Here is a 25,950-nt window from a genome sequence, read left to right as displayed (position 1 = left end):
CCGGGATTGTCCGATCAGGCAGTAGCCGAGTACCGGATCGAGGATCTGGCGCACCACAGCGGTGCGACCGTACGCACGATCCGGGCGTACCAGGACCGTGGTCTGCTGCCCAAGCCTGAGCGGCGGGGCCGGTCCAATGTCTACCGGGACACGCATCTGGCGCGGCTGCGCCAGATCGCCGACCTGCTGGACCGCGGCTACACCCTGGCCTCCATCAAGGAGTTGCTGGAGGCCTGGGACGCGGGGCGGGGGCTGGGCGGGGTCCTGGGGCTGGTCGCCGAGGTGCACGGGCCGTGGACCGACGAGGAGGCGGCCCGGATCAGCCGGGACGAGCTGAACTCCCGGTTCGGCGGCGAGCCCGACGACGCCGCCGTGGACCAGGCGTGCGAGCTGGGGGTCCTGGAGCGGATCCCGGGCCGCCCCGACCAGTTCCTGGTGCCGTCGCCGCAGGAGCTGGCGGTGGCCGCCGAGCTGTACGCGGCCGGGGTTCCGTTGTCGGCGATCACCGGTCACCTGCGGGAGCTGCGCGGACAGGTGGAGCACATCGCCTCGCGCTTCCTGGAGTTCACCACCGAGCACGTCTTCGCCCGCTACCTCGGGCCGGTGCCGCCCACCGACGCGGACGCGGCCGAGGCGGCGACGATGGTGCGCAGGCTGCGGCCGCTGGCTCAGCAGACGGTGGACGCGGAGCTGGCGCGGGCGATGCGGCTGTTCGCGACCCGGCACCTGCAGCGGCACTTGGGGGCGGCCGCCTCCCCGCAGCCGACGGGACCCGCTCCGGTGGCGCTGCCGGCCGAGACAGTACGGGCGGTGCAGGACCTGGTGGGCGCGGACCACGTGGCGGAGTTCGTCCGGGCCGCGACGGAGCGGGAACTGCAGGCCCGGACGATGAACGATCTGGCACGCCGCGGCGGCGGCCGGTAGCAGTCGATCAGTAGTCCACAGGGCGGATCCCGCTTTTGTCGCCGAAACCGGCCCAAAGGGCTGTGGACGACTGTGGACAACTCCCGTGGATCTGTGGGGAACTCGGCCCGGAAGCTCAGACGACGGCCTCGTAAGCCGGGTCGGTGGGGTGTTTTTCAGCCACCTGTTCCAGGCTGCCCACGCCGGGGGCGACGACGGTCACCGCCCGCTGGGCGCGGCCGTAGACCAAGGCCGCCAGGGCCAGGCCCAGGACCCCGCCGAGCAGCTGCGCGGCGACGAAACCGGGCAGCGACTCCGGGGCGATGCCCGTGAAGGAGTCACTGAAGGCGCGTCCGATGGTGCCGGCCGGGTTGGCGAAGGAGCCGGAGGACGTGAACCAGATCGCGGCGGCGATGTACGCGGCGACCGCCGACGGGATGAGCTTCGGACGCCCGATGCGGCCGAGGCCCTGGATGACGAGGACGAGTCCGGCGGTCGCGACCACCTCGCCGACGAGCAGGTGGCCCCCGTCGCGGACCTGGGTGGAGAAGGTGCCCGGGGTACGGCCGAACATGGTTTCCGCGAGGACCGCCCCGCCGATGGCCCCGGCGGTCTGCGCGGCGGCGTAGACGAGGGCGTCCCGGCCCGCGAGGCCTTCGCCGCCGGTGCACCGGCCCCACCAGGCGGTGAGGGTGACCACCGGGTTGAGGTGGGCACCGGAGAGAGGCCCGAAGAGGGTGATGATCAGCCCGAGACCCAGGGCGGTGACGAGCGAGTTGGCGAGGAGGGCGACGCCCGTGTCGCGGCTCACCTCGGCCGCTTTTATCCCGGATCCGATCACCACCACGAGCAGGCCGGCGGTGCCGATGAGCTCGACGGCCGCGCGGCGTGGCAGAGACGCGTGGGATGTCATGGCTTTCCCCCTGAAAGAAGCGACAGCGGAAAATGTATTCCGTATCTCGGAAACGCGATAGAGGGCGTCCACCGCGGGTGTCCGCCCCCTGTCGACCCTTGGCGCCCCCTGTAGCCCCCTGTAGCCCCCCGGAAAATCCCTGCCGGAAGCCCTACGGACCGGGCACGCTGGGCACATGGATGACAGACGCACCGTGAAGGTGTCGAAATACGTCTCGAAACACCTGCGGCACCAGCCGGATCGCATCGGACTGGTGCTCGACCCACAGGGCTGGGTGGAGATCGACGAGCTGCTGAGCGCGGCCGCGGCCCACGGATTCCCCTTCAGCCGCGCCGAGCTCGACCACGTCGTGGCCGCCAACGACAAGCAGCGGTTCGCCGTACGGGGCACCCGGATCCGGGCCAGCCAGGGGCACACCGTCGCGGTGGACCTGGACCTGCCGGAGGCCGAGCCGCCCGCGTACCTCTACCACGGCACGACGGCCGCCGCCCTGGACGCGATCCGCGCCGAGGGCCTGCGTCCGATGGCCCGCCACCACGTACACCTGTCCCCCGACCGGGAGACCGCCACCCGAGTCGGCGCCCGGCGCGGGCGGCCGATCGTGATCAGCGTGGACGCGGGGGCGATGCGCGCCGCCGGACACGTCTTTTGGGTCAGCGCCAACGGGGTGTGGCTGGCGGACGCGGTACCGCCGCGATTCCTGCGTTTCCCCTGACGAGAACCCTGACAAGAACCCTGACGAGAACAAGGTGCACGGCACAAGGCACAGGAATTCCCTCAGGGATTGTCGGATCATCGCCCTACTCTGATCCCCACTCCGGGATACGTGAGGGGGGACCTCGCGATCGCCGAACCACCCACGCGAACAAACGAGGTGACGCCTCATGACGTCCACACCCGAGGCAACGGCCAACACCTTCCAGGTCGATCTGCGCGGCCTGGTCGACCTGCTCTCCCACCACCTGTACTCCAGCCCGCGCGTCTACGTCCGCGAGCTCCTGCAGAACGCCGTCGACGCCGTCACCGCCCGCCACGCCCTCGACCCCGAGGCCCGGGTACACATCCGGCTGTCGGCCACCTCCGGGACCGTGACCATCGAGGACAGCGGCATCGGCCTGACCGCCGCCGAGGCCCACTCCCTCCTCGCCACCATCGGCCGCAGCTCCAAGCGCGGCGGCGAGCACGGCCTGGAGACCACGCGCCAGGAATTCCTCGGCCAGTTCGGCATCGGCCTGCTCGCCTGCTTCGTCGTGGCCCGCCAGATCCGCGTCGTCACCCGCTCCGCCCGCGACCCCGAGGCCGCGCCCGTCGAATGGCTGGCCACGGACGACGGCTCCTACACCGTCCGCGAACTGCCCCCCGAGGCCCGCACGGAGCCCGGCACCACCGTCACCCTCCAAGCCCGCCCGGGCGCCGAGGAGTGGGCCGAGCCCGCCAAGGTCGAGCAGCTCGCCCGCGACTACGGCTCCCTGCTCTCGTACGACATCACCTTCGACGACGGCTCCGGCGGCGAGCCGCGCCGGATCACCGACCGGCCCCCCGTGTGGGACCGGCCCTTCCCCACGCCCGCGGCCCGCCGCGTCGCACTCGCCGGGCACTGCGACCAGCTCTTCGGCTTCTCCCCGCTCGACAGCATCGACCTCGACCTGCCCGTCGCCGGAGTGCGCGGAGTCGCGTACGTCCTGCCCGAGCCGACCAGCCCCGCCCACCGGGCCGGCCACCGCGTCCACCTCAAGGGGATGCTGCTCACCGACAAGGCCGACAACCTGCTGCCGGACTGGGCCTTCTTCGTCCGCGCCGTCCTCGACACCGACACGCTGCGCCCCACCGCCTCCCGCGAGAACCTGTACGACGACGAGACCCTGGCCGCCGTGCGCGAGGCCCTCGGAGCGCGTGTCCGGGCCTGGCTCGCCGAGCTCGCGGCGAGCGAACCGGAGCGTCTGGCCGCGTTCCTGAGCGTCCACCACCTCGGCGTGAAGTCCCTGGCCCGGCACGACGCGGAGCTGTTCGGCCTCATGCTGCCGTGGCTGCCGTTCGAGACCAGTGACGGCTCGATGAGCCTGGAGGAGTTCGCGGCCGCCCACCCCGAGATCCACTTCACCCGCACCGTCGAAGAGTTCCGCCAGATCGCCCCGATCGCCGCGGCCCACGGCCTCGGCGTCATCAACGCCGGCTACACCTACGACGCGGACCTGCTGGCCCTGCTGCCCGCCGTACGGCCCGAGCTCAAGGTCGCCGAACTGGACGCCGGAGCCGTCACCGAGCGCCTCGACCCGGTCCCGGCCGCCGCCGAACTGGCTCTCGCCTCCTTCCTGTCCACCGCACGCACCCGTCTGGAGGCCCAGGGCTGCGACGTGGCGCTGCGCGCCTTCCAGCCCGTGTCCGTCCCCGCGCTCTACCTCGACGACCGCCAGGCCCGGCAGGAACGCGACCGGACCGCCGCCCTGGACAGCGCCGACTCCCTGTGGAGCGGCATCCTCGGCGCGCTGCGCGGCTCCGCTCCGCGCGCCCGGCTCGTCCTGAACCACAACAACCCGCTGATCCGCCGGATCGCCGCCCTCCCCGACGCCGCGCTGACCGGCACCGCCGTCGAATCGCTCTACGGCCAGGCCCTGCTGATGTCCCAGCGGCCGCTGCGCCCCGCCGACTCCACCCTGCTCAACCGCGCCTTCCTCGGGCTCCTGGAATGGGCGACCCACTCCGCCGACTCCCGGAAGGACGACCAGTGAGCACCATGACGGCCGAAGAGATCCGGCAGGCGCTGTACGAGAACCGCGGGCTGCCCTACGGCGCCGCACGCAACGCGCAGGCCGAGGCGCTGACCGCGGCCGCCGAGGTCTGCGGTGACCGGGAGGTGTTCCGCCGCGCGCTGATCACCCAGATCGACGCCTACGAGTACAGCGCCGAGCGGACCCGGATGGTGATCCCGTTCGCCCGGCTGCTCCAGGAGTACGACCGCGATCCGGGCGCCTTCGGCGACGGGGACGCCTCCTCCCTGTTCTGGCGGTTCAAGTGGGTGTCCGGCCGGATCGTCGAGTCCCCCGAGATCCCCCTCGCGTCCGTCACCGGCTGGCTCGACGACATGGAACGGCGCTACCGGCTCGCCGGATACAGCGAGCGCGCCGTCCGCCAGGCCGAGTTCTACCTCGCGAACGCCATCGGTGACGACGAGCGGGCCGAGCGGGCCATCAACCGCTGGCGGGCCGCCGAGCGCGACCGGATGAGCGACTGCCACGCCTGCGAGACCCACACCCAGGGCTGGTTCTGGACGAGCAAGGGCGAGGACGCGAAGGCGATCGAGATCTGGGAGCCGGTCCTCGCGGGCCGGCAGACCTGCCGCGAGGAACCGCACAGGGTGCTCGCCCGCTCGCTGCTCCCCCTCGTCCGCCTCGGGCGCGCCGACGAGGCCCGCGCCCACCACCTGCGCGGCTACCGCATGACGCGCGGCACGGAGAGCCTCCTGCGCTCCATCGGCGAGCACATCGAGTTCTGCGCCCTGACCGGCAACGAACCCCGCGGCCTGGAGATCCTCGCCGAGCACACCGCCCTCCTGGGTCCCCTCCCGGACGTCGAGTCCCAGATGGAGTTCTACGGCGGCGTCCTGGTCCTGCTGCGCCGGCTGAGCCTGCTCGGGCACGGCGCGGACCTCTCCGTACCGTACGAGGGGGCCCCTCGGACGGTCGACGAGCTGTACGGGATCCTGCACGCCGAAGCCCTGCGCATCGCCCGGCGCTTCGACGCGCGCAACGGCACCACCCGTACGTCCGGCAAGCTCCTCACCCGCGTCGAGCAGGCTCCGCTGCTCGACGCACTGCCGCTCGGGGTGCGCAGCTCGGCGCTGCCCCGGCCGACCGGGATCCCGGCGCCCGCCCCGGCTCCGGTCCCCGTGGCGGGCGCCGCGTCGGCCACCGGCTTCGCCGACCTGGTGGAGCGGGCCCGGCAGGCCCGCGACCAGGGGCATCCGGCCGCGGACGCGCTGTGGGCCGAGGTCGCCGCGGGACTGGACGGACAGGAGGCGGAGCCCCTGCTGCTGGCGGACGTGGCGGACCACCGGGCACTGTCCGCCGCCCGGAGCGGGGCCGCCGACGCGGCCGGACTGCTGGCGGAGGTCCGGGACCGGTACCGCGCGCTGGATCGGGCGGAGCGGGCGGTCCTGGCCGAGCTGCGGCTGGCGACCGCGGCCGCACAGGCCGCCGGTGCGCCGGGGGAGATCCGGGCGCTCCTCACGACGGCCCTGCGGTCCGCGGAGGCCTTGGAGCCGACCGAGCCGCTGCGCGGCCGACGGATCGCACTCGCCGAACTGACCACGATCCGCGTGGAGTCGTACCTGCGCTCGGTCCAGGCTGCCCACGAGGGCGGGGCCGGCCACGGTGTCGGGCAGCACAGCCACGGCGACGCCGCTGGGCGTGGCGACGGGCACGGTGAGCTCGCCGCCGAGCTCACCGCTTTCGTCGCGGCCTACGAGGAGACGCTGCCGGACGTGGTCGCGGAGGCCGAGGAGACGCTGGGCCGCCTGGCCCTGTCTCAGGGCGATCCCGACGGGGCCGTGACGCTGCTGTCCGCGGCTGCCGCCCGGTCGGTCTCGGCGGGCCGGCCGTGGGAGGCCGTCGACCCGCTGGTCCTTCGGGCCGGCGTGCTGATCTCGCTGGGCCGCGCCGAAGAGGCCGAGGCTGCGGCGCGCTCCGCGTTGGAGCACGCCGAGGAGGTGACCGACGCCGAGACGCAGGGCGTCGTACGGCTCACCCTGGCCGACATCCTGCTGCGGCGCCCCGATGCGGCGGGGGAGACGGCGGGGGAGGCGGCCGCGCACGCCCTGACCGGGGCGCACTGGTTCGACCAGGCCGGCCTCACCGCCGACGGCGGGGCCCAGGCCCGGCTTCTGCTGGCCCGGGCCTACGCACGGGAAGACCGCCCCGCAGACGCGGCGGAGGTGCTCCAGTCGACCCTGCCGGACCTGCTGGAGCACGGCGAGGGACAGGCCGTATCCACCCGGGAGTTCCTGGGCGATCTGCTGCGCGAGCTGAGGGAACCGCGGCCGGCGGCCGAGCAGTACCTGCTGGCGGCCGAGGTGGCCAAGGGCTGGGAGGACCAGCGTCCGCACGCCTCGCTCGCCCAGGCGGCCGCCGACCAGCTCTCGGCGGCAGGCCTGGCGCCGGAGGCCGTCGCCGCGTACGAGCGTGCCCTGGAGCTGCACCGGGAGACGGGCGGGGTACCCGTCGCGGAGGCACGGATCCTGCGCTCGCTGGCCTGGCTGGGCCTGCGCGAGGCGCTCACCGACGCGGGTGTGGAGCAGGCGCGGAGCCGGATGGACGAGGCGGTGGCAATACTGGAGGCCGCGCTGGCCACGGATTCCGGGGCCCCGGAGCTGCGGTCCGAACTCGCCCAGACCTGGCACCAGCTGGCTCAGGTGCTCGACCGGCGGGTCAGCGCCCAGGAGGACGAGGACGACGAGGACGAGGACGAGGACGGCGAGAACCGCACCGGCTCGGACGGCCTCGTGCTCCTGGACGAAGCGCAGATCGAGGCGCTACGGCTGGAGGAGGTCCGCCTGTGGGACCGGGCGGCCGGGGTCTACGGGGAACTGGGCGCTGACCATCTGCAGGACCGGTTCCAGTGCCTGAGCTACGCCGCCTGGACCGAGCGGGAGCTGGGCCGTCCGGAAGTGGGCGCCGCCCGGATGTCCGCGCTGGCCGACGAGCTCCGGGCGCTGCCCGAGGGCGCGGCGACGCCGGAGTGGCTGCTGCCGAACGCGGAGCGGATCACGAAGAGCCTGATGGCCTGAGCCACCTGCGCCGGCCCCGCTGTCCAGCGATGGCGGGGCCGGGGTGGGACTCCGAGCCGGATCCGGACTCGGAGTCGGAGTCGGAGTGGGCGGGGACTCAGCCCAACTGCGCGAGTGCCTCGGTGGCGATCTGCTCGAAGACCCGCTCGTCGGCGGCGAAGTCGGAGTCCGGGATGGGCGCGTGGATCACCAGCTCGGTGAAGCCGAGCTCGCGGTGGCGGCCGGCGAAGTCGACGAACGCGTCCACGGACTCCAGCATCGTGTTGCGCTCCGGCGTGAAGCCGGTGAGGAGGATCTTCTCCATGGGCTCGGACGCCCGCCCGATCTCCGCGAACGCCTTGTCGAGCTTGGCGAGCTGGCCGCGCAGGGCCTCCAGCGACTGCTCGGGCGTACCCTCCTCGAACAGCTTCGGGTCACCGGTGGTCACCCAGGCCTGGCCGTGCGCGGCGGCGAGCTTGAGACCGCGCGGCCCGTTCGCGGCGACCGCGAAGGGCAGGCGCGGGCGCTGCACGCAGCCGGGGATGTTGCGGGCCTCGTCGGCGGAGTAGAAGGTGCCCTGCTGGGTTACCGCACCCTCGGTCAGCAGCCGGTCCAGCAGCGGAACGAACTCGGCGAAGCGGTCGGCGCGCTCACGCGGGGTCCACGGCTCCTGGCCCAGGGCCGTCGCGTCGAAGCCGTTGCCGCCCGCGCCGATGCCGAGAGTCACGCGTCCGCCGGAGATGTCGTCCAGGCTGATGAGGTCCTTGGCGAGGGTCACCGGGTGCCGGAAGTTCGGCGAGGTGACGAGAGTGCCCAGACGCAGCCGCTCGGTGACGGCGGCCGCGGCGGTCAGGGTGGGCACCGCACCGAACCACGGACCGTCACGGAAGGTCCGCCAAGACAGGTGGTCGTATGTGTAGGCGGTGTGGAACCCGAGCCGCTCGGCCCGCAGCCATTGGTCGCGACCTCCCTCGTGCCACGCGCGTACGGGAAGGATCACAGTGCTCAGACGCAGACTCATGCAATCGAGTGTTTCACGTGAAACATGGCCGGGCGGTCACTTGTTTCACGTGAAACATGACCACGGGCCGGGGAGCGCGAGCGCCAGTGGCCCGGCGGCCGAGTCCGATGGGTGAAGATGGAGCCGTGACCTCGGCTCCTCAGTGCCCGGACGGGCCAACCCCCACGCCCCGGCTCATCGCCACCGATCTTGACGGCACCCTGCTGCGCGACGACAAATCCGTCTCGCAGCGCACGATCGACGCGCTCGCCGCCGCCGAGGCGGCCGGCATCGAGGTCTTCTTCGTCACCGGCCGTCCGGCCCGCTGGATGGGCGTGGTCAGCGACCATGTCCATGGCCACGGCCTGGCGATCTGCGCGAACGGTGCCGCTGTGGTCGATCTCCACGCAGGCCCAAAGTTCGTTGAGGTCAGGGCCCTGCCCCGGAGCACCGCGCTCAAGGTGGCGGAGGCCCTGCGGGCGGCTGCCCCCGGCACTTCCTTCGCGGTCGAGCTGACCACCGGGATCAACTACGAGCCGGCCTACCCGCCCTTCTTCCAGGACCCCGGCGCGAATGTCGCCACCGCCGAGAAGCTTCTCGGCGAGGACACGGACGAGGACTGCGCCCCCGTGCTCAAGCTACTCGCGCACCACGCCGAGCTGGCCCCGGACGAGTTCCTGACCCTGGCCCGCTCCGCTGCGGGCGCGTACGCCTCGATCACCCGGTCCAGCCCCACCGCCCTGCTGGAGATCAGCGGGCTGGACGTGTCCAAGGCCAGCACCCTGGCGCTGTGTTGCGACGAGCGCGGCATCTCCCCCGCGGAGGTGGTCGCCTTCGGGGACATGCCGAACGACATCGAAATGCTGGTCTGGGCAGGGACCTCGTACGCGATGGCCAATGCCCACCCGGACGTCATCGCGGCCGCGTCCGGCCGGACCGTCGCCAACAACGAGGACGGGGTCGCCGTCGTCATCGAGCAGATCCTGGCGGACCACGCCGCCCGCGCGGAGTCCGAGCTGTAGCGGGCCGGACACGCCTGGAGCGAGCGGGCCCCTGGAGCTCGGCGCATGGAGCAGAGCCTCTAGAGCGGAGCCTCCCAGACCAGGGTGGTCCCGCCGCCGTCCTCGCCGAGGCCCGGGCCGTAGGAGCTGGCGCCGCCCAGCGACTCGGCCCGTCGGCGCAGATTGCGCAGCCCGCTGCGCCGCCCGCCCTCGGGGATGCCCACCCCGTCGTCGGAAACCTCCAGCCGCACCCCGGGCCGTCCATCGGCCAGCGTGATGGTGGAGTCGAGGACCACCTCGATCCGCGACGCGTCCGCGTGCCGGAAGGTGTTCGACAGGGCCTCGCGCAGAGCGGCGATGAGGTTCTTGCCCACCAGTTCGCCGACGACCGCGTCGATCGGGCCGAGGAAGCGGTGCGCGGGCTTGAAGCCCAGGGGCACGGCGGCCATGTTGATCTCTCGCAGTACCCGGGTGCGCAGCCCCGAGGGGGCCTCCGCCGGTCCCTGTTGGAGTGCGAAGATCGCGGTGCGGATCTCCTGGATCGTCACGTCCAGCTCATCGACGGCCTTGCCGACCCCGTCGCGGACCTCCGGGACGATGGACCGGCGCTGGGCGCCCTCCAGCATCATCCCGGTGGCGAACAGCCGCTGGATGACCAGGTCGTGCAGGTCGCGGGCGATCCGGTCGCGGTCCTCGAAGACGGCCAGCCGCTCCCGGTCGCGCTGCGCCTCGGCCATCATCAGCGCGAGCGCCGCCTGAGAGGCGAACTGCGTGGCCAGGGTCCGCTCCGCCTCGCTGAAGGGCCGCTCGCCCCGCGCCCGGGGCGTGACCAGCGCGCCCAGCACCCTCCCTCCGCTGTGCAGCGGGAGCATCATGCAGGCCCCGTACTGGCTGGTCAGCCGGCTGATCATGCGCGGATCGCCGGAGGCGTCGTCCACGAAGACCGCTTCGCCCTCCAGCAGCTTGGCCACCACCGGGCTCTCGGCGGGAATCACCACCCCGAGCGAGGTGGCCGCGTTGTCGGCGGAGACGGCGACGATCTCCATCCCGCCCTCCTCGGCGGGCAGCATGACGATCCCGGCGGCCGAATCGGCGAGGTGGCGGGCCTGTTCGGCGACGACTGCGAGGGCATCGTCCGCATCCCCGCCCGAGAGCAGGGCGGTGGTGACGGCCACCGAGCCGTCGATCCACCGTTCGCGCTGGGTGGCGGCCTCGTAGAGGCGGGCGTTGCCGATGGCGATGCCGGCCTCGGTGGCCAGCACCCGGACCATGTGGACGTCGTAGTCGTTGAACTCGCGGCCGCCGTTCTTCTCGGCGAGGTACAGATTGCCGAAGATCTCCCCCTGGACGCGGATCGGAACGCCGAGGAACGTACGCATGGGCGGGTGGTGCGCCGGGAAGCCGGCCGAGCGCGGATCCTTCGTCAGATCGGCGAGGTGGACGGTGTCGGGGTGCGAGATCAGCGCGCCGAGCAGGCCCCGCTTCCCGTCCGGGCGGTGCCCGATCCTCCGGGCCGCCTCTTCGGTGATCCCGTGCGTGACGAAGTCCGAAAGCCCGCGGCCCTCGGTGTCCACGACGCCGATCGCCGCATAGCGGGCGTCCGCGAGCTCGGCCGCGGTCTCGCAGATGCGGTCCAAGGTGGAGTGCAGCTCGAGACCGGTGCCGACCGAGCGCATCGCCTCCAGCAGTTGCGGCACTCGGGCGGTGAGCTCGGTGGACAGTCCCTGCAGACTTCTGGTGGCCGCGGTGGCGGCCTCCAGCGGGTCCTGGGCATCCGGCACATCCGGTACGTCCGGTGCCGAACCCGGCGACTCCGGCGACCCCTGCGACGCGTGCGACTCCTGCGCTGACATGCCCTTGAGACTAGTTAGTCCTATTTGTTGAGGAAAGTCGAGCCCTGTGAATCTCGGCCAGGGTGCCGTCCGCCGCCCTCTCCCGCTCCAGCAGCCGCCGCAGCGGGCCCTCGACGGAGGCCAGCTCCGCGTACGGCCCGTGCTGTACGACCTCTCCGCCATCCAGCACGAGTACCTCGTCGACCGCCTCCAGGCCTGCCAGCCGGTGCGTGATCAGCACGGTGGTCCGGCCCTCGGTCGCGGCCAGCAGGTCCGCCGTCAAGGCGTCCGCGGTCGCCAGGTCCAGGTGCTCGGCCGGCTCGTCCAGGACGAGGACCGGGAAGTCCGCGAGCAGCGCCCGGGCCAGGGCCAGCCGTTGGCGCTGACCGCCGGAGATCCGCTCCCCGTGCTCGCCGACCAGGGTGTCCAGGCCGTCCGGGAGGGCGTCGGCCCAGTCCAGCAGCCGGGCGGCCGCGAGCGCCTCGCGCAGTTCCTCCTCACTCGCCCCGGTGCGGGCGAGGCGCAGGTTCTCCCGGACCGAGCTGTCGAAGATGTGCGCGTCCTGGGCGCACAGCCCCACGAAGCGGCGTACGGCGTCGCCGTCGAGCGTGCGCGCGTCGATCCCGCCGAGGGTGTACGAGCCTTCGTGCGGGTCCAGGAACCTCAGCAGGACCTGAGCCAGCGTGGTCTTGCCGGCGCCCGAGGGGCCGACGACCGCGATCCGGCGGCCGGCCTCCAGGGTCAGGTCCAGCCCGCGCAGCGCGTCGCGCTCCTGACCGTGGTGGCGGGTGGCGAGCCCGGTCAGTTTCAGCGGGAACGGCGAAACGGGCGCCTCGCGCGGGCGGTCCGGCTCGATGACCGGCACCGGTGCGTCGATGACCTCGTAGACCCGCTCGGCGCTGCGGCGCACCCGCTGTCGGTACTGGACGGCCAGCGGAAGCCCGTTGACGGCCTCAAAGGCGGCGAGCGGGGTCAGCACGGCGACGGCCATGGCCACCCCGGACAGCCGCCCGTCGTGCACCGCGTCGGCGGCTACGGCGGCCGCGGCCACCACGGTGAGCCCGCACACCAGGGCCGACAGCCCGCTGCCGAGCCCGGTGGCGGCTGCCCCGCGGGCGGCGATCGCGGTCAGCGTCCGGTCGCTCTCCCGGGCGGCGTCCTTGCGCCCGCCGAGCGCACCGGCGACGGTCAGTTCAGCGGTCCCGGTGAGCAGATCGGCCACTCGGGTGGCGAGCTCGCCCCGGGCGGGAGCGAGCCGCCGCTCCGCGCGCCGTGCGCAGACCCCGCTGACGAGCGGCACCACGACTCCGGCAACGAGCAGTCCCAGGGCGAGCGCGGCCCCGGCTTCGGGCAGCAGCCAGGCGGTGAAAGCTACCGATCCGGCTCCGACGAGCACCGCGGTGCCGACCGGCAGCAGCCAGCGCAGCCAGTAGTCCTGCAGGGCGTCCGCGTCGGCCACCAGGCGGGTCAGCAGATCCCCGCGCCGCTGCTCGCGCAGCCCGGCCGGGGCGATGCGCTCCAGCCGCCGGTACACGGAGACCCGCAGGTCGGCGAGCATCCGCAGCACCGCATCGTGCGACACCAGCCGCTCCGCGTACCGGAAGACGGCCCGGCCCAGGCCGAACGCCCGCGTCGCGGTGACGGCCACCATCAGGTAGAGCACGGGCGGCTGCTCCGAGGCCCGCGAGATCAGCCAACCGGAGACGGCCATAAGTCCGACACTGCACCCGACGGCGAGCGCCCCGAACAACAGCCCCAGCCTGAACCGCCCCTGCCAGGCCCGGGCAACAGCCCTGACCCGGCCGAGCGGGTCGGCCCCGCCCGAGTCGCGTCCGGCGGCCCTCTCGGCCTGCTCGCGCGCGGCCCCCAGGATCCACTCGCCGGGATCCCTCACCACGGGGGACCGGGGCGCGCCCGCCACGGAGCCGTGCCGCGGGTCCGGTACGGGCGACGCCTCCGCCCGTCCGGCCCCTTCCGGGCCCGCTCCCACCGGGACCACCCGGTCAGCGACGGCCAGGAGCGCCGGCCGGTGCACCACCAGCAGTACGGTCCGGCCCACCGCGAGCCGGCGTACCGCCTCCACCACCGCGGCTTCGGTCTCCCCGTCGAGTGCGGCCGTCGGCTCGTCCAGCAGGAGCACCGGCCGGTCCGCGAGGAAGGCCCGTGCCAGCGCGAGGCGTTGGCGCTGTCCGGCGGACAGGCCCGACCCGCCCTCGCCCAGCAGGGTGTCGGCGCCCCGCGGCAGCGCGTCCACAAACTCCCGTGCCCCGGCGTCCCGCAGGGCCGCGGCCACCGCGTCCATGGAGGCGTCCGGCCGCGCCAGCCGTACGTTCTCCGCGATCGTGCCCGCGAACAGGTGAGGCCGCTGAGGCACCCAGGCGATCCGCTCCCGCCACTGCTCCGGCGACAGCTCGGCCAGGTCCACTCCACCGACCCGCACCCGGCCCGCCGTCGGCGTGACGAACCCCAGCAGCACCTGGAGCAGCGTGGATTTTCCCGCCCCGCTCGGCCCGGTGAGGGCGACGCACTCTCCGGGTTCCACGACGAGCGAGACCGGAGCGGGCGAGTCCTCGTCGCGACGCGGGTAACGCACGGCCACCCCGTCCAGCTCGATGCGCAGGCCCGCTCCGGCCTCCGGCACGGTGACCGTGCCGTGCGCCTGCGGGACGGGGGTCTCCAAGACCTCGAAGATCTCCTCGGCGGCGGACAGCCCCTCCGCCGCCGCGTGGTACTGAGCGCCTACCTGCCGCAGCGGCAGGTAGGCCTCCGGCGCCAGGATCAGGATGACGAGACCGGTGTACAGGTCCAAGTCCCCGTGGACCAGCCGCATTCCGATGGTCACGGCCACCAGCGCGACCGACAGGGTTGCCAGCAGCTCCAGGGCGAAAGACGACAGGAAGGCGATGCGCAGCGTCCGCATCGTCGCCCGCCGGTAGTCATCGGTGATCTTGCGGATCGACTCCGCCTGGGCCTTGGCCCGCCCGAACACCTTGAGCGTCGGCAGTCCGGCGACCACGTCGAGGAAGTGGCCCGACAGCCGCGACAGGAGGCGCCACTGGCGGTCCATGCGGGACTGGGTGGCCATCCCGATCAGCGCCATGAACAGGGGGATCAGCGGCAGGGTGACCACGATGATGGCCGCCGACACCCAGTCCTCGGTGACGATCCGGGCCAGGACCGCCACCGGTACGACCACCGCGAGCCCCAGCTGGGGCAGGTAGCGGGAGAAGTAGTCGTCGAGCGCGTCCACCCCCCGGGTGGCCAGCGCCACCAGCGACCCGGTCCGCTGCCCGCTCAGCCATCCGGGCCCGAGGTCCGCTGCCCGTTCCAGCAGCCGGCCTCGGAGCTCCGACTTGACGGCCGCGCTGGCCCGGTGCGCGGCCAGCTCCGTCAGCCAGGCGACGAGGCCGCGCCCCAGAGCCACCGCCGCGAGCAGCAGCAGCGGCGTCCGGAGCGCCGCCCCGTCCAGGTCCTGCTCGAAGGCACCGACCACGATCTCGGCGATGAGCACCGCCTGACCGACGACCAGCCCCGCCCCGGCAAGGCCCAGGGCCACCACCGCCCCCAGGAAGAGGCGGGTGGAGCGGGCGTACCGAAGCAGGCGCGGGTCGATCGGTTTCACGTGAAACATCCCCCAAGAAAGGGTCAGACAGGAGGGTCAGGAGGCGTCAGTGCGCATCGGCGATGTGCTGCGTCCCGATCCGCTTGCGGAACACCCAGTACGTCCAGCCCTGGTAGAGCAGGATGAGCGGGGTGACCACCACCGCGAGCCAGGTCATGATCTTCAGGGTGTACGGGCTGGACGAGGCGTTGGTGACCGTGAGGTTCCAGGCATCGTTCAGCGAGGACGGCATGACGTTCGGGAAGAGCGTCAGGAAGAGCATCGCGACGGTCGCCGCGATGGCGACCCCGGACAGTGCGAACGACCAGCCCTCGCGGCCCGCCAGATTGAAGCCGAGCGCCCCGGCCAGCGCCAGCACCGCGACGGCCATCGCGATCAGGCTCTTGCCGTCGCCTCGGGAGGCCTGGGTCCAGATCAGGAAGACGAGCGCCAGGACGGCGGTGACGACGCCCAGCCGGGCCGCGAGCTTCCGCGACCGGTGCCGGATGTCACCGACCGTCTTGAGCGAGGTGAAGACCGCGCCGTGGAAGGTGAACAGGCTGAGGGTGACCAGACCGCCGAGGACCGAGTAGACGTTGATCAGGTCGAGGACGGTGCCGACGTACTCCTTGTGCTCGTCGATCTTCACGCCGCGCACGATGTTGGCGAAGGCCACGCCCCACATGAACGCGGGGATCAGCGAGGTCCAGAAGATGGCGTGTTCCCAGTTGGTCTGCCACTTGTCCTCGGGCCGCTTGTGCCGGTACTCGAAGGCGACGCCCCGGATGATCAGGCAGACCAGGATGAGCAGCAGCGGCAGGTAGAACCCTGAGAAGAGGGTGGCGTACCACTCGGGGAAGGCGGCGAAGGTCGCACCGGCCGCTGAAAGCAGCCAGACCTCGTTGCCGTCCCACACGGGCCCGATCGTGTTGATCAGCACCCGCTTCTCGGTGCGGCCCCGGGCGAGCAGCTTGGTCAGTACGCCGACTCCGAAGTCGAAGCCCTCCAGGAAGAAGTAGCCGGTCCACAGGACGGCGATGAGCACGAACCAGACGTCATGGAGTTGCATGGTGTGGTCTCCTTCGCCTCAGTACGAGAAGGCCATCGGCCGGTCGGGGTTCTTGTCGTCCCCGCCGATCTTGGTGGGCGGGTTGAGGTCGTCCTCCGTGAGCTCGGGCGGGCCGGCCTTGACGTACTTCACGAGCAGCCTGACCTCGATGACCGCGAGTACGGCGTAGAGGAGCGTGAAGCCGATCATCGAGGTGAGCACCTCGCCCTGGGAGACGCCGGGCGAAACCGCGTCCCTGGTGCGCAGGACCCCGTAGACCACCCACGGCTGGCGGCCCATCTCGGTGAAGATCCAGCCCCAGGAGTTGGCGATGAGCGGGAAGCCCATCGTCCAGAGCGCGACGATCCAGTACAGGTTGGCGAACTTCGGGCTCAGGGCCTTCTTGAAGAGCACCAGATGCGGGACCTCGTCCTCCCCGGTCCGTAGCCCCGGTGGCAGCATGAACCGCTTGCGGGTCAGCCACAGACCCAGTGCTCCGACGGCGACGGAGGCCATGCCGAAGCCGATCATCCAGCGGAAGCTCCAGTAGGCGACGGCGATGTTGGGCCGGTAGTCGCCGGGGCCGTACTTCTGCTGCTCGGCCTCGTTGATGTCGTTGATGCCGGGGACGAAGGAGGTGAAGTCATTGTTGGCCAGGAAGGACAGCAGGCCGGGGACCTCTATCGCGACCTTGTTGTGGCCCTTGTCCACGTCTCCGTAGGCGAAGATCGAGAAGGGCGCGGGCGCCTCGCCGTCCCACAGCGCTTCCGCGGCCGCCATCTTCATGGGCTGCTGCTTGAACATCACCTTGCCGAGCAGGTCCCCGCTGAGCGCCGTGCCCATACCGGCGATGATCATGACGACCAGGCCGAGGCGCAGCGAGGTTCGCATCACGGGGACGTGCTTCTTGCGCGCCAGGTGGTAGGCGGCGATACCGACCATGAACGCGCCGCCGACCAGGAAGGCCGCCGTCATGGTGTGGAAGAACTGCATCAGCGCGGTGTCCTGGGTGAGCACCAGCCAGAAGTCGGTGAGCTCGGCCCGGCCCCGCTCCTCGTTGATCCGGTAGCCGACCGGGTGCTGCATCCAGGAATTGGCCGCGAGGATGAAGTACGAGGAGAGGATGGTGCCGATCGAGACCATCCAGATGCAGGCCAGGTGGATCTTCTTCGGCAGTTTGTCCCAGCCGAAGATCCACAGCCCGATGAAGGTCGACTCGAAGAAGAAGGCGATCAGCGCCTCGAAGGCCAGCGGCGCCCCGAAGATGTCACCGACGAACCGCGAGTAGTCGGACCAGTTCATGCCGAACTGGAACTCCTGGACGATGCCGGTGACGACACCCATCGCGATATTGATCAAGAAAAGCTTGCCCCAGAACTTCGTGGCCCTGAGGTACTTCTCGTTCTCGGTGCGCACCCACGCGGTCTGCAGGCCGGCCGTGAGCGCGGCGAGCGAGATCGTCAAGGGGACGAAAAGGAAGTGGTAGACGGTCGTAATGCCGAACTGCCATCGCGCCAGTGTCTCTGGCGCCAACGCTACGTCCACGTCGTCGGTCTCCTTCTGGTCGCCGTGGTCAATGCGGCAGTCTGCCTGTTGTGTCCCACTCAAGACGGGGCGAAGCAGGACACGCTTGTGAACGCGTTCACATTCACAAGCATTATGTCCTACCGCCTTCGGGAGGTTCGAGGGGGGTCCCCCTAGCCAATATTTTCAACAGATTGTTGAATTCGGGGCATGCAGATACGAATCTCCTGGCCCTCGGGCCAGCTCACCGCAACCCTCGACGAGACCCCGACCGCCAAGGCCCTGACCGAGGCGCTTCCGATCTCGGCCTCCGCCCACACCTGGGGCGAAGAGGTCTACTTCGACACCGGCATCTGCGTGGCACTGGAGCCGGACGCCCTCCAGGTGGTCGAGCCGGGCACCGTCGCGTTCTGGACCGAGGGCGACGCACTCGCGCTGCCCTACGGCCCGACGCCGATCTCGCGCGGCGGCGAGAGCCGCCTGGCGAGCCCGTGCAATGTGCTCGGCTCGTTCGACGGCGACCCCGTCCGCGTGGAACTGGCGTAACCGCACGCGGCACGCCGTCCCACCGGAGCAGCACTACAGCTCTACCGGAGCGGTGCTACAGCTCCTTGAAGAACGCCCCTGCCGTGTGCAGGAAGACGTCGTTCGCCTCGGACTCACCGATCGTGACCCGCAGGCCCTCGCCCGCGAAGGGCCGGACCACCACACCGGCCTTCTCGCAGGCCTGCGCGAACTCCGCGGTCCGCTCCCCCAGCCGCATCCACACGAAGTTCGCCTGCGTCTCGGGGACCACCGTCCACCCCTGGGCCAGCAGCGTCGTGTACACCCGCTCGCGCTCCCCCACCAGCGCGCCGACCCGGCCCATCAGCTCGTCCTCGGCACGCAGCGAGGCGACCGCCGCGTCCTGGGCGAGCTGGCTGACGCCGAAGGGCACCGCCGTCTTGCGCAGCGCCGAAGCCACCGGCTCGTGCGCCACCGCGAAGCCGACGCGCAGGCCGGCCAGCCCGTACGCCTTGGAGAAGGTACGCAGCACGGCGACGTTCGGGCGGCTGCGGTAGAGCTCGATGCCGTCCGGAACCTCGGTGTCGCGGATGAACTCGCGGTACGCCTCGTCCAGCACCACGAGCACGTCCGACGGCACCCGGTCCAGGAACCGCTCCAGCTCGGCCCGGCGCAGGACGGTGCCGGTGGGGTTGTTGGGATTGCAGACGAAGATCAGCCGGGTCCGGTCCGTGATCGCGGCGGCCATGGCGTCCAGGTCGTGCACGTCGCCCGCCGTGAGCGGGACCTCGACGGGCGTCGCACCCGAAATCTGCGTGATGATCGGATAAGCCTCAAAGGACCGCCAGGCGTACATGACCTCGTCGCCAGGGCCGGCCGTCGCCTGGATCAGCGACTGGGCCACGCCCACCGAACCGGTGCCGGTGGAGATGTGCTCGACCGGCACGCCGAAGCGGTCGGCGAGCTCCGCCACCAGGCCGGTGCACGCCATGTCGGGGTAGCGGTTGAAGTTCCCGGCCGCGGCGACCACGCTCTCCAGCACCCCCGGGAGCGGCGGGTACGGGTTCTCATTCGAGGACAACTTGTACGCGGCGGCCCCGCCCGCAGCCGCGGGCTTCCCCGGCTTGTACGTGCGGATGCCGTCCAGTGCGGCGCGCAGCTTCGGGCTCTTCTCGCTCACTACAAGTCCTCCTCGACCATCCCGTACGACGTCGCCGTCGCCTCAATGCTTCTCACCTTATGAGGATTCCGCCCTCCCGAGAATGGGAGCGCCTGGAATATGGGGGGAGCGCACGCATATATGCGTGCGCCGGTGGCCTGCGCCGTGGCGCGCGTCCCTCGTGCAGGTGAGTTGAGACCGGCCCGAGACCGCACCGTTTTGGCATGCCCGGACCCGCCGACAAGCTCCCCGCTCACTCCCGGCGACTAAAAGGCTTCATTTCCAAGGTCATTGGGGGTGGCGAACCATGCAGAAACGTGCCTGTCAATGACTGCATATGCATCCGGACCACCCACCCCACCGAGCCCTACTATCGGCTCGCCATGACAGCAGCAGGGAAGCATCAGGTGAGCCGGACCGAGACCACCCGGCGGGCCGCCGGCCGACAGGGCCGGGCCGGCATCAGGGACGTGGCCGCTGCGGCGGGCGTCTCGATCACGACCGTCTCCGACGCGCTCAATGGCAAGGGGCGGCTGCCGGACGCCACCCGCCGCCACGTTCGCGAGGTCGCCGATCGGCTGGGCTACCGCCCGTCCGCCGCGGCCCGCACCCTCCGTACCGGCAAGTCGGGCCTCATCGGCCTGACCGTGACGACGTACGGGGATGAACCTTTCACCTTCACCGAATTCGCGTACTTCGCCGAGATGGCCAGGGCCGCCACCTCCGCGGCGCTCGCCCGCGGGTACGCCCTCGTCATCCTCCCAGCCACCTCCCGACACGACGTCTGGTCCAACGTGGCCCTCGACGGCACCGTCGTCATCGACCCCTCCGACCACGATCCGGTCGTCACCGAACTGGTCCGCCAAGGCCTTCCCGTGGTCTCCGACGGCCGCCCGGCCGGCTCCCTCCCCGTCACCGCCTGGGTCGACAACGACCACGAGGCCGCCGTACTCAACCTGCTCGACCACCTCGCCGCGGCCGGCGCCCGCCGGATCGGGCTGCTGACCGGGACCACCACCGACACCTACACCCGGCTCTCCACCACCGCCTACCTCAGCTGGTGCGAGCGCGTGGGCCAGGACCCCGTCTACGAGTCCTACCCCGCCCACGACCCGTGCGCGGGCGCCGTCGCCGCCGATCGGCTGCTCGCCCGACCCGACCGGCCCGACGCCGTCTACGGGCTCTTCGACCCCAACGGCACCGACCTCCTCGCGGCCGCCCGGCGCTACGGCCTGCGCGTCCCCGAGGACCTGCTGCTCGTCTGCTGCAGCGAGTCCACCGTGTACGCCAACACCGAACCGCCCATCACCACCCTTTCCCTCAAACCGCGCCGCATCGGCACCGCCGTGGTCCAGCTGCTCATCGACGCCATCGAGGGAGTCGACACCGGTCGTCCCGTCGAACAGGTGGTCCCGACCGAGCTCATCGTCCGTACGTCCTCGCAGCGCAGGCAGCCCCGTACGACCGTCAGCCCGCCCCGCTCGCCGGCGAAGGACTGACCGCCACACCGCCCCCTGGGCGGGGCCGTCGGCCCCGCCCAGGATTTCAGCAACGCCCATATCGGGAGAAAGCGGTAGGAAGGAACAGCGCCGGCCAGGATTCACCACCCCTGGTGCGTCACAGAGCGCGAGCTGCATTCCTATGATGGGCGCACGACATCACGGACCCTCCGCCCCGGAGGTCAGGAGGGTCCGCAGGTGTACGGCAGCGCGACGGTGGTGGAGGGGTCGATGACTCAGGGGGCCGGTCAGGGACCCGCGATGCGGACGGAGACGCTGCGGGACTTCCGGGTTCCGGTCACCGAACCCGCCCCGTACGCCGTATCCGCCGGGGTTTCCGGCGAAACCCCCGTGTACGGCGAGTACCCCGCGTACTACGGCGAGCGCGTGCCGCCGGTGCCCGCCCAGTCCGGCTACGGGGCCGTACCCGCGGCCGCGGCGCCTCCCGTACGCGTACCCGTGCTCGCCATGAGCCAGGCGCCCGAGGAGGACGACCCCGAGGGCTACACCCCGACGCAGCGCGACCTGCCGATCATCGGGCGCGGCGGCCCCGGGGACACCGTCCAGGTCCAGTACGTCCCCCAAGAGAACTCCACCGCGGGCCCCGGGCCGCTCTACGTGGTCGGCGACGTCCACGGCTACCTGGACGAGCTCGTCACCGAGCTGCACGCCCAGGGCCTCATCGACGCCGAGCGCCGCTGGTCCGCGGGCAACGCCCGGCTCTGGTTCCTCGGGGACTTCACCGACCGCGGCCCCGACGGCATCGGCGTCATCGACCTGGTCATGCGGCTGTCGGCCGAGGCCGCGGCCGCCGGCGGCTACTGCAAGGCCCTCATGGGCAACCACGAACTCCTGCTCATCGGCGCCAAGCGGTTCGGCGACACACCCGTCAACTCGGGCGCCGGCACCGCCACCTTCCAGGCCGCCTGGCTCCTCAACGGCGGCCAGCGCACCGACATGGAGCGCCTGCAGGACGTCCACCTGCAGTGGATGTCACGGCTGGACGCGGCCGTCCTGGAGGAGGACCACCTGCTCCTCCACTCCGACACGACCGCGTACCTCGACTACGGCGACTCCATCGAGGACGTCAACGACACCATCCACGAGCTGCTCAACCGCAACGACGCCGACATCACCTGGGACCTCTTCCGCAAGTTCACCAAGCGGTTCGCCTTCCGCGACGAGGAGACCGGCCCTCAGGCCGTACGCGAACTGCTCGGCACCTACGGCGGCAGCCGCGTCGTGCACGGCCACAGCCCCATCCCGTACCTGCTGGGTGAGGTGGGCGCGGAGGACGGCGACGAGTCCCGCGGCCCCGAGGCCGTCGACGGCCCGCACGTCTACGCGGAAGGCCTGGCCATCGCGATGGACGGTGGAGTGACCATGGCCGGCAAGCTGCTCGTGGTGCAACTTCCGTTGAACGACTGAGGATTCCCCGAGCGGGGTATTTCCGGAAAGCCCCTGTCAACGTGTGGCGTGGGCGCTCTACCATCGCTCTATCCGTAGCAGGCTCTCCTCCGTTTGTGCCGGTGCCCGGGTCTACGCGGGCAAACCGGCTTGTACGGAGCATCGGGGGATGCACATGACCAGCGCTCCGCACCTGCTGACCGAAGACCGACCGGAGTTCGATCGGCTCCTCGACGAGGCGCTGCGCACAGCGGACGAACGGCCCGAGCTCGCCACCCTCGGCGAACGGCTGAACGCCGAACAGCTGCGCACCATGGCCATGGCGGCCAGCGCCCTGCTGACCGCGGCCGCGGCCGGCGAGTACGACCACTACGTGAAGATACGGGGGGAACGGCGCGGCGAGGCCTTGTCCGGCCCGACCCCGGCGGGCGACGAGTACGCCGGTCAGGGCACCGGCGGGGGCGCGGGCGTCAGCGCCGTGGTCGCGGTCCTCGCGCCGGTCCTGGCGGGCACCGCCATGCTGATCTTCCTGCTGGTGGGCTACATCCTGAAGATGATCGAGCCCGAGCCGGCCTTCGCCGACACCATGCTGACGGCGGGTTGGCTCTTCGGCGGCCTCACCGTGGCCGCGCTGCTCTTCGCGGTGATCGGGCTGCTGGTGACGGCGGTCCGCAACAGCTCGACGGAGGTGGCGGCGGACGAGACCGAGGCGATTCCCGACGAGGTCTCGCGGGCCCGGGAGGCCTGGCGCCACGCGCTGCTGGAGCGCGGCATCATGCCGTTCCTGCGCGATGCGCTGGCCGATCCGACCTCTGGTGGGGCGTATCCGACCCCCCGTACGCCGGAAGCCGGGCGCATCCCCAACCTGGGATACACCCGGCCCGACTTCACCAGCCCGGGGGCCCCTGCGCAGGGCCCCCGTCCCGGTTACACGTCTCCGGACTTCACGAGCCCGGACTTCGGCGGCCCGGATCACGAGCCGGAGTGACGGTGGGCGTCAGCACGCTAGTTGATCTCGTGCGGCCGCAGGTTCATGTCCTCCTTGGTCAGCTTCTTGTTGGTGAACCGGGCCAGACCATTGGCACCCGCGGCGGGCTGGGGGGCCGCCGCGGTCCACACCTCGTTGCAGGTGAGGCTGTCCGGAGTGCCGGGGTTGATGGTGCACTGGGTCTCGTAGATCTCGCCCGCAGTGGTCAGCACCTCGACGTTGACGAGGTTGCCCTGGGAGGAGACCGAGACGGCGCAGGCGTCCGTGGGGTAGGTGTCCCCGGTGTCGGTCAGGTCGTACCAGCGCCACGGAGTGGGCGCCCCCGGCCCCGTCAGGTCGCGGATGCCCGCGTAGGTGATGGTGTCGGAGAGCACCGCCTTGACCTCACGGGCGGCGGCAGGCCTGATGGCATCCACGTCGAAGCACTGGCCGCTGGCGCCCTGAGTACCCGTGGCGCCGGTCGGACCCGTCGGGCCCGTCAGGCCGGTGCCCGTGGCTCCGGTCGGCCCGGTCGGACCCGTCAGACCGTCGATGCCCGCGGCACCCGTCGGACCCGTCGGGCCCGTCACGCCGGTGCCCGGACCCGTCGGGCCCGTCGGACCCGTCAGGCCGGTGCCCGTGGCACCCGTCGGACCCGTCGGGCCCGTGGCGCCGGTCGCACCCGTGCGGCCCCGGGGCCCCCTCGGGCCCTCCTTGCACTTCTCGCGCGGCGGATTGCCGACCTGCGCCCGCGCCTTGTCCGGGTCGTCATCGTCGTCGTGACGCGACGCCTGGCAGCGGTCCCCGGCTCCGGGGGCTCCGGCCGTCGCAGTCGCGACGGCGGGGGCCGCGATGGTCGCCAGCACCAGCGCCACGGAGGCGACCGTGCCTCCGGCCAGCCAGCGGGCCCGTCGGGGCAACGGACCCAGCAGTCGGGACCTGTCTTCAGAACTCATTTACCGCTCCTCGCACAAACCGGGATCGAATGGTTCTCCGAAGTCCGGACTGAAAGCCGGACTCCGCGGGTCATCCTGATCAGCTGTGTCCCGATAAACGCACTGGCTCGCCCATAGGTCAGCGGATCGGCGGAACCCCGCACCGCCACATGGGCGCGTGCGACACATCCACCCGGGGCGGGGCACCGGCGTGCCGCCCCCGCCCGGGCCCGGCTCCTGCCTAGGGTCGGCGGCCGTGAAGCCCTCCATTTGCCTCTGCATGATCGTGAAGAACGAGTCCGCCGTGATCGAGCGCTGTCTCGAATCCGTACGGGACCTCATCGACACCTGGGTCATCTCCGACACCGGTTCCACCGACGGCACCCAAGACCTGATCCGCAACGCCCTGCGCGGGATCCCCGGCGAGCTCCACGAGGAGCCGTGGACCGACTTCGGGCACAACCGGAGCCTCAACATCAGCCACGCCCGCGGGAAGGCCGACTACCTGCTGCTCCTCGACGCCGACCTCGTCCTGCGCCGCACCGGCCCGCTGCCCCCGCTCACCTCGGACTCGTACATGCTGCGCCACGAGGGCTCCACCGAGTACCGGATCAAGCGGCTGGTGCGCGCCGACCTCCCCTGGCGATACGAGGGCGTCACCCATGAGTACCTCACCTGCGACCGCCGTGACGAGAACGACCAGCGTCCGGGCGTGCAGGAGAACCTCGACGCGCTCGTCATCGAGGACTACGCCGACGGCGGCTCCCGGCACGACAAGTTCGAGCGCGACGCCCGCCTGCTCAGCGCCGAGTTCCAGCGCGACCCGTCGAACGCCCGTACCGTCTTCTACCTCGCCCAGACACTGCGCGACATGGGTGACACCGCGGGCGCGATCCGGCTCTACGAACACCGCGCGGCCATGGGCGGCTGGGAAGAGGAGGTGTACTACGCCCTGCTCCAAGTAGGCGTGCTGCACGGCGACTCGGGCGACTGGCCGGCCGCCATGGACGCGCTGTCGCGCGCCTGGGAGTTCCGGCCCAGCCGCTTGGAGGCCTGCTACGAACTGGCTTCCCGGTTGCGAGTGTTGGGCCGCAACCACACCGCGCACGCGATCACCGGGGCCGTCCTCGATCGATCGGCACCGGATGACCTCCTCTTCGTCCAGCCCTGGGTGTACCAGTGGGGGTTGCTCTTCGAGCACTCCATCACCGCGTACTGGGTAGGCGACATGGACACCTCGCTGCGGGCCTGCGACCAGCTCCTGTCCCTGCCCGAACTCCCCGAGGCCTATCGCCGACAGACCGAGACCAACCGCGGCTTCGCCCTCGCCCAAAGCCGCCCGGACGGCACTGTTTCACGTGAAACATCCCTCCCTGTTTCACGTGAAACATCGGAGCCCTCGCCCTCGCCGGTCTAGCTGTATTGCCCCGGGAGGTTGTGGACGGGTGATCGAGGTCTCGGCTGAGGAGTCTTGAACGGGTGAGGGCCTTCCGGGTTCGGTGTGGATTGCGACGTCTACACCGACCGAAAGGCCCTCATGCCCCACCGTAATGCACCCCTGACCGAGACCGGACGGCTGCGCCTGGCCCGCTGCGTGGTCGAGGACGGCTGGCCGCTGCGGCGGGCCGCCGAACGCTTCCAGGTGTCCCCGACCACGGCCCAGCGGTGGGCCGACCGCTACCGGGAGCGGGGTGAGGCCGGTATGAGCGACCACTCGTCCCGCCCGCACCGCAGCCCGCGCCGGACCCCGAACCGCACCGAACGCAGGATCATCAAAGTCCGCCTCTCACGCCGCTGGGGACCGGCCCGCATCGCCCACCTCCTGGGCCTGGCGCCCTCGACCGTGCACCGCGTCCTCACCCGCTACCGGCTGGCCCGCCTGGACCATCTGGACCG

Annotated in this window: 19 protein-coding genes; 11 read left to right on the top strand and 8 right to left on the bottom strand. The window is 71.5% G+C overall.

The window, feature by feature from the left end:
* Nucleotides 1-6 precede the first annotated feature (6 nt).
* On the top strand, nt 7-924 hold the full coding sequence (locus ACFWB8_RS08835) for a MerR family transcriptional regulator (RefSeq protein ID WP_385223788.1): 918 nt from the start codon (nt 7-9) through the stop codon (nt 922-924).
* Nucleotides 925-1,039: 115 nt separating this feature from the next.
* Here the strand turns inward: ACFWB8_RS08835 and ACFWB8_RS08830 are convergent, their stop codons facing one another.
* On the bottom strand, nt 1,040-1,816 hold the full coding sequence (locus tag ACFWB8_RS08830; RefSeq protein WP_385223787.1) for an aquaporin: 777 nt from the start codon (nt 1,814-1,816) through the stop codon (nt 1,040-1,042).
* Nucleotides 1,817-1,991: 175 nt separating this feature from the next.
* Between ACFWB8_RS08830 and ACFWB8_RS08825 the strand changes: the two genes are divergently transcribed.
* The 3 genes from ACFWB8_RS08825 (at nt 1,992) to ACFWB8_RS08815 (ending at nt 7,598) form a co-directional block, all read left to right on the top strand.
* Entirely contained in the window at nt 1,992-2,531 is a 540-nt protein-coding gene (locus tag ACFWB8_RS08825) for an RNA 2'-phosphotransferase (protein ID WP_385223786.1), read from the top strand.
* Nucleotides 2,532-2,700: 169 nt separating this feature from the next.
* Nucleotides 2,701-4,545: an HSP90 family protein gene (locus tag ACFWB8_RS08820; RefSeq protein ID WP_385223785.1), complete on the top strand. Its 1,845-nt coding sequence runs from the start codon at nt 2,701-2,703 to the stop codon at nt 4,543-4,545.
* A complete protein-coding gene (locus ACFWB8_RS08815) occupies nt 4,542-7,598 on the top strand; it encodes a tetratricopeptide repeat protein (RefSeq protein WP_385223784.1) in 3,057 nt (1,018 codons plus the stop codon). Before ACFWB8_RS08820 ends, ACFWB8_RS08815 begins: the two co-directional genes overlap by 4 nt.
* 97 nt (nt 7,599-7,695) lie before the next feature.
* On the opposite strand, the gene ACFWB8_RS08810 is transcribed toward ACFWB8_RS08815, so the two are convergent.
* Nucleotides 7,696-8,598 carry an LLM class flavin-dependent oxidoreductase gene (locus tag ACFWB8_RS08810; protein WP_385223783.1) on the bottom strand — a complete coding sequence of 301 codons (903 nt, stop codon included), beginning with the start codon at nt 8,596-8,598 and terminating at the stop codon, nt 7,696-7,698.
* Between the two features lie 107 nt (nt 8,599-8,705).
* On the opposite strand from ACFWB8_RS08810, the gene ACFWB8_RS08805 reads away from it, so the two are divergent.
* Nucleotides 8,706-9,599, top strand: coding sequence for a Cof-type HAD-IIB family hydrolase (locus ACFWB8_RS08805; RefSeq protein ID WP_385223782.1), 894 nt, complete (start codon nt 8,706-8,708; stop codon nt 9,597-9,599).
* 59 nt (nt 9,600-9,658) lie between these two features.
* On the opposite strand, the gene ACFWB8_RS08800 is transcribed toward ACFWB8_RS08805, so the two are convergent.
* The 4 genes from ACFWB8_RS08800 to ACFWB8_RS08785 are packed head-to-tail and all read right to left on the bottom strand — an operon-like array spanning nt 9,659 to nt 17,604.
* The gene (locus tag ACFWB8_RS08800) at nt 9,659-11,431 is read right to left on the bottom strand and encodes a GAF domain-containing sensor histidine kinase (protein WP_385223781.1); all 1,773 of its coding nucleotides are present in this window, start codon (nt 11,429-11,431) and stop codon (nt 9,659-9,661) included.
* Nucleotides 11,432-11,441: 10 nt separating this feature from the next.
* Complete coding sequence (cydD, locus tag ACFWB8_RS08795) at nt 11,442-15,032, bottom strand: thiol reductant ABC exporter subunit CydD (RefSeq protein ID WP_385223780.1); 3,591 nt, start codon at nt 15,030-15,032, stop codon at nt 11,442-11,444.
* Between the two features lie 46 nt (nt 15,033-15,078).
* Nucleotides 15,079-16,080, bottom strand: a complete 1,002-nt coding sequence (gene cydB / locus ACFWB8_RS08790) for a cytochrome d ubiquinol oxidase subunit II (protein ID WP_385223779.1) — start codon at nt 16,078-16,080, stop codon at nt 15,079-15,081.
* Between the two features lie 18 nt (nt 16,081-16,098).
* A complete protein-coding gene (locus ACFWB8_RS08785; RefSeq protein WP_385223778.1) occupies nt 16,099-17,604 on the bottom strand; it encodes a cytochrome ubiquinol oxidase subunit I in 1,506 nt (501 codons plus the stop codon).
* Between the two features lie 189 nt (nt 17,605-17,793).
* Here ACFWB8_RS08785 and ACFWB8_RS08780 point away from each other — a divergent pair, with 189 nt between their 5' ends.
* Nucleotides 17,794-18,129 carry a cyclophilin-like fold protein gene (locus tag ACFWB8_RS08780; protein ID WP_385223777.1) on the top strand — a complete coding sequence of 112 codons (336 nt, stop codon included), beginning with the start codon at nt 17,794-17,796 and terminating at the stop codon, nt 18,127-18,129.
* A 55-nt stretch (nt 18,130-18,184) separates the two neighbouring features.
* Here the strand turns inward: ACFWB8_RS08780 and hisC are convergent, their stop codons facing one another.
* Nucleotides 18,185-19,267 carry a histidinol-phosphate transaminase gene (gene hisC / locus ACFWB8_RS08775; protein ID WP_385223776.1) on the bottom strand — a complete coding sequence of 361 codons (1,083 nt, stop codon included), beginning with the start codon at nt 19,265-19,267 and terminating at the stop codon, nt 18,185-18,187.
* A 362-nt stretch (nt 19,268-19,629) separates the two neighbouring features.
* Here hisC and ACFWB8_RS08770 point away from each other — a divergent pair, with 362 nt between their 5' ends.
* The 3 genes from ACFWB8_RS08770 (at nt 19,630) to ACFWB8_RS08760 (ending at nt 23,140) form a co-directional block, all read left to right on the top strand.
* Nucleotides 19,630-20,745, top strand: coding sequence for a LacI family DNA-binding transcriptional regulator (locus ACFWB8_RS08770; protein ID WP_133897508.1), 1,116 nt, complete (start codon nt 19,630-19,632; stop codon nt 20,743-20,745).
* A 216-nt stretch (nt 20,746-20,961) separates the two neighbouring features.
* Nucleotides 20,962-22,173: a metallophosphoesterase gene (locus tag ACFWB8_RS08765; RefSeq protein ID WP_385223865.1), complete on the top strand. Its 1,212-nt coding sequence runs from the start codon at nt 20,962-20,964 to the stop codon at nt 22,171-22,173.
* Between the two features lie 148 nt (nt 22,174-22,321).
* Nucleotides 22,322-23,140: a hypothetical protein gene (locus ACFWB8_RS08760; protein WP_385223775.1), complete on the top strand. Its 819-nt coding sequence runs from the start codon at nt 22,322-22,324 to the stop codon at nt 23,138-23,140.
* A 17-nt stretch (nt 23,141-23,157) separates the two neighbouring features.
* Here ACFWB8_RS08760 and ACFWB8_RS08755 read toward each other — a convergent pair whose 3' ends face one another.
* Nucleotides 23,158-24,075, bottom strand: coding sequence for a hypothetical protein (locus ACFWB8_RS08755; RefSeq protein WP_385223774.1), 918 nt, complete (start codon nt 24,073-24,075; stop codon nt 23,158-23,160).
* Between the two features lie 235 nt (nt 24,076-24,310).
* Between ACFWB8_RS08755 and ACFWB8_RS08750 the strand changes: the two genes are divergently transcribed.
* Together ACFWB8_RS08750 and ACFWB8_RS08745 are read left to right on the top strand one after the other, a co-directional pair.
* Nucleotides 24,311-25,471 (top strand): glycosyltransferase, encoded by a 1,161-nt coding sequence (locus ACFWB8_RS08750; protein ID WP_377779096.1) that lies wholly within the window; start codon nt 24,311-24,313, stop codon nt 25,469-25,471.
* A 120-nt stretch (nt 25,472-25,591) separates the two neighbouring features.
* Nucleotides 25,592-25,950 (top strand): helix-turn-helix domain-containing protein (locus ACFWB8_RS08745; RefSeq protein ID WP_385223773.1); only part of this gene is annotated, 359 nt, incomplete at its 3' end.

The organism is Streptomyces sp. NPDC060031 (assembly GCF_042736805.1).
Lineage (GTDB): Bacteria > Actinomycetota > Actinomycetes > Streptomycetales > Streptomycetaceae > Streptomyces.
This window is presented reverse-complemented; position numbering and strand designations above follow the sequence as displayed.

Bases quoted from the DNA above. Each gene is read 5' to 3' on its own strand.
- ACFWB8_RS08830 (WP_385223787.1), bottom strand. From the start codon at position 1,816: ATGACATCCCACGCGTCTCTGCCACGCCGCGCGGCCGTCGAGCTCATC.
- ACFWB8_RS08825 (WP_385223786.1), top strand. From the start codon at position 1,992: ATGGATGACAGACGCACCGTGAAGGTGTCGAAATACGTCTCGAAACAC.
- ACFWB8_RS08820 (WP_385223785.1), top strand. From the start codon at position 2,701: ATGACGTCCACACCCGAGGCAACGGCCAACACCTTCCAGGTCGATCTG.
- ACFWB8_RS08810 (WP_385223783.1), bottom strand. From the start codon at position 8,598: ATGAGTCTGCGTCTGAGCACTGTGATCCTTCCCGTACGCGCGTGGCAC.
- ACFWB8_RS08805 (WP_385223782.1), top strand. From the start codon at position 8,706: ATGGGTGAAGATGGAGCCGTGACCTCGGCTCCTCAGTGCCCGGACGGG.
- ACFWB8_RS08800 (WP_385223781.1), bottom strand. From the start codon at position 11,431: ATGTCAGCGCAGGAGTCGCACGCGTCGCAGGGGTCGCCGGAGTCGCCG.
- cydB (WP_385223779.1), bottom strand. From the start codon at position 16,080: ATGCAACTCCATGACGTCTGGTTCGTGCTCATCGCCGTCCTGTGGACC.
- ACFWB8_RS08780 (WP_385223777.1), top strand. From the start codon at position 17,794: ATGCAGATACGAATCTCCTGGCCCTCGGGCCAGCTCACCGCAACCCTC.
- ACFWB8_RS08770 (WP_133897508.1), top strand. From the start codon at position 19,630: ATGACAGCAGCAGGGAAGCATCAGGTGAGCCGGACCGAGACCACCCGG.
- ACFWB8_RS08760 (WP_385223775.1), top strand. From the start codon at position 22,322: ATGCACATGACCAGCGCTCCGCACCTGCTGACCGAAGACCGACCGGAG.
- ACFWB8_RS08755 (WP_385223774.1), bottom strand. From the start codon at position 24,075: ATGAGTTCTGAAGACAGGTCCCGACTGCTGGGTCCGTTGCCCCGACGG.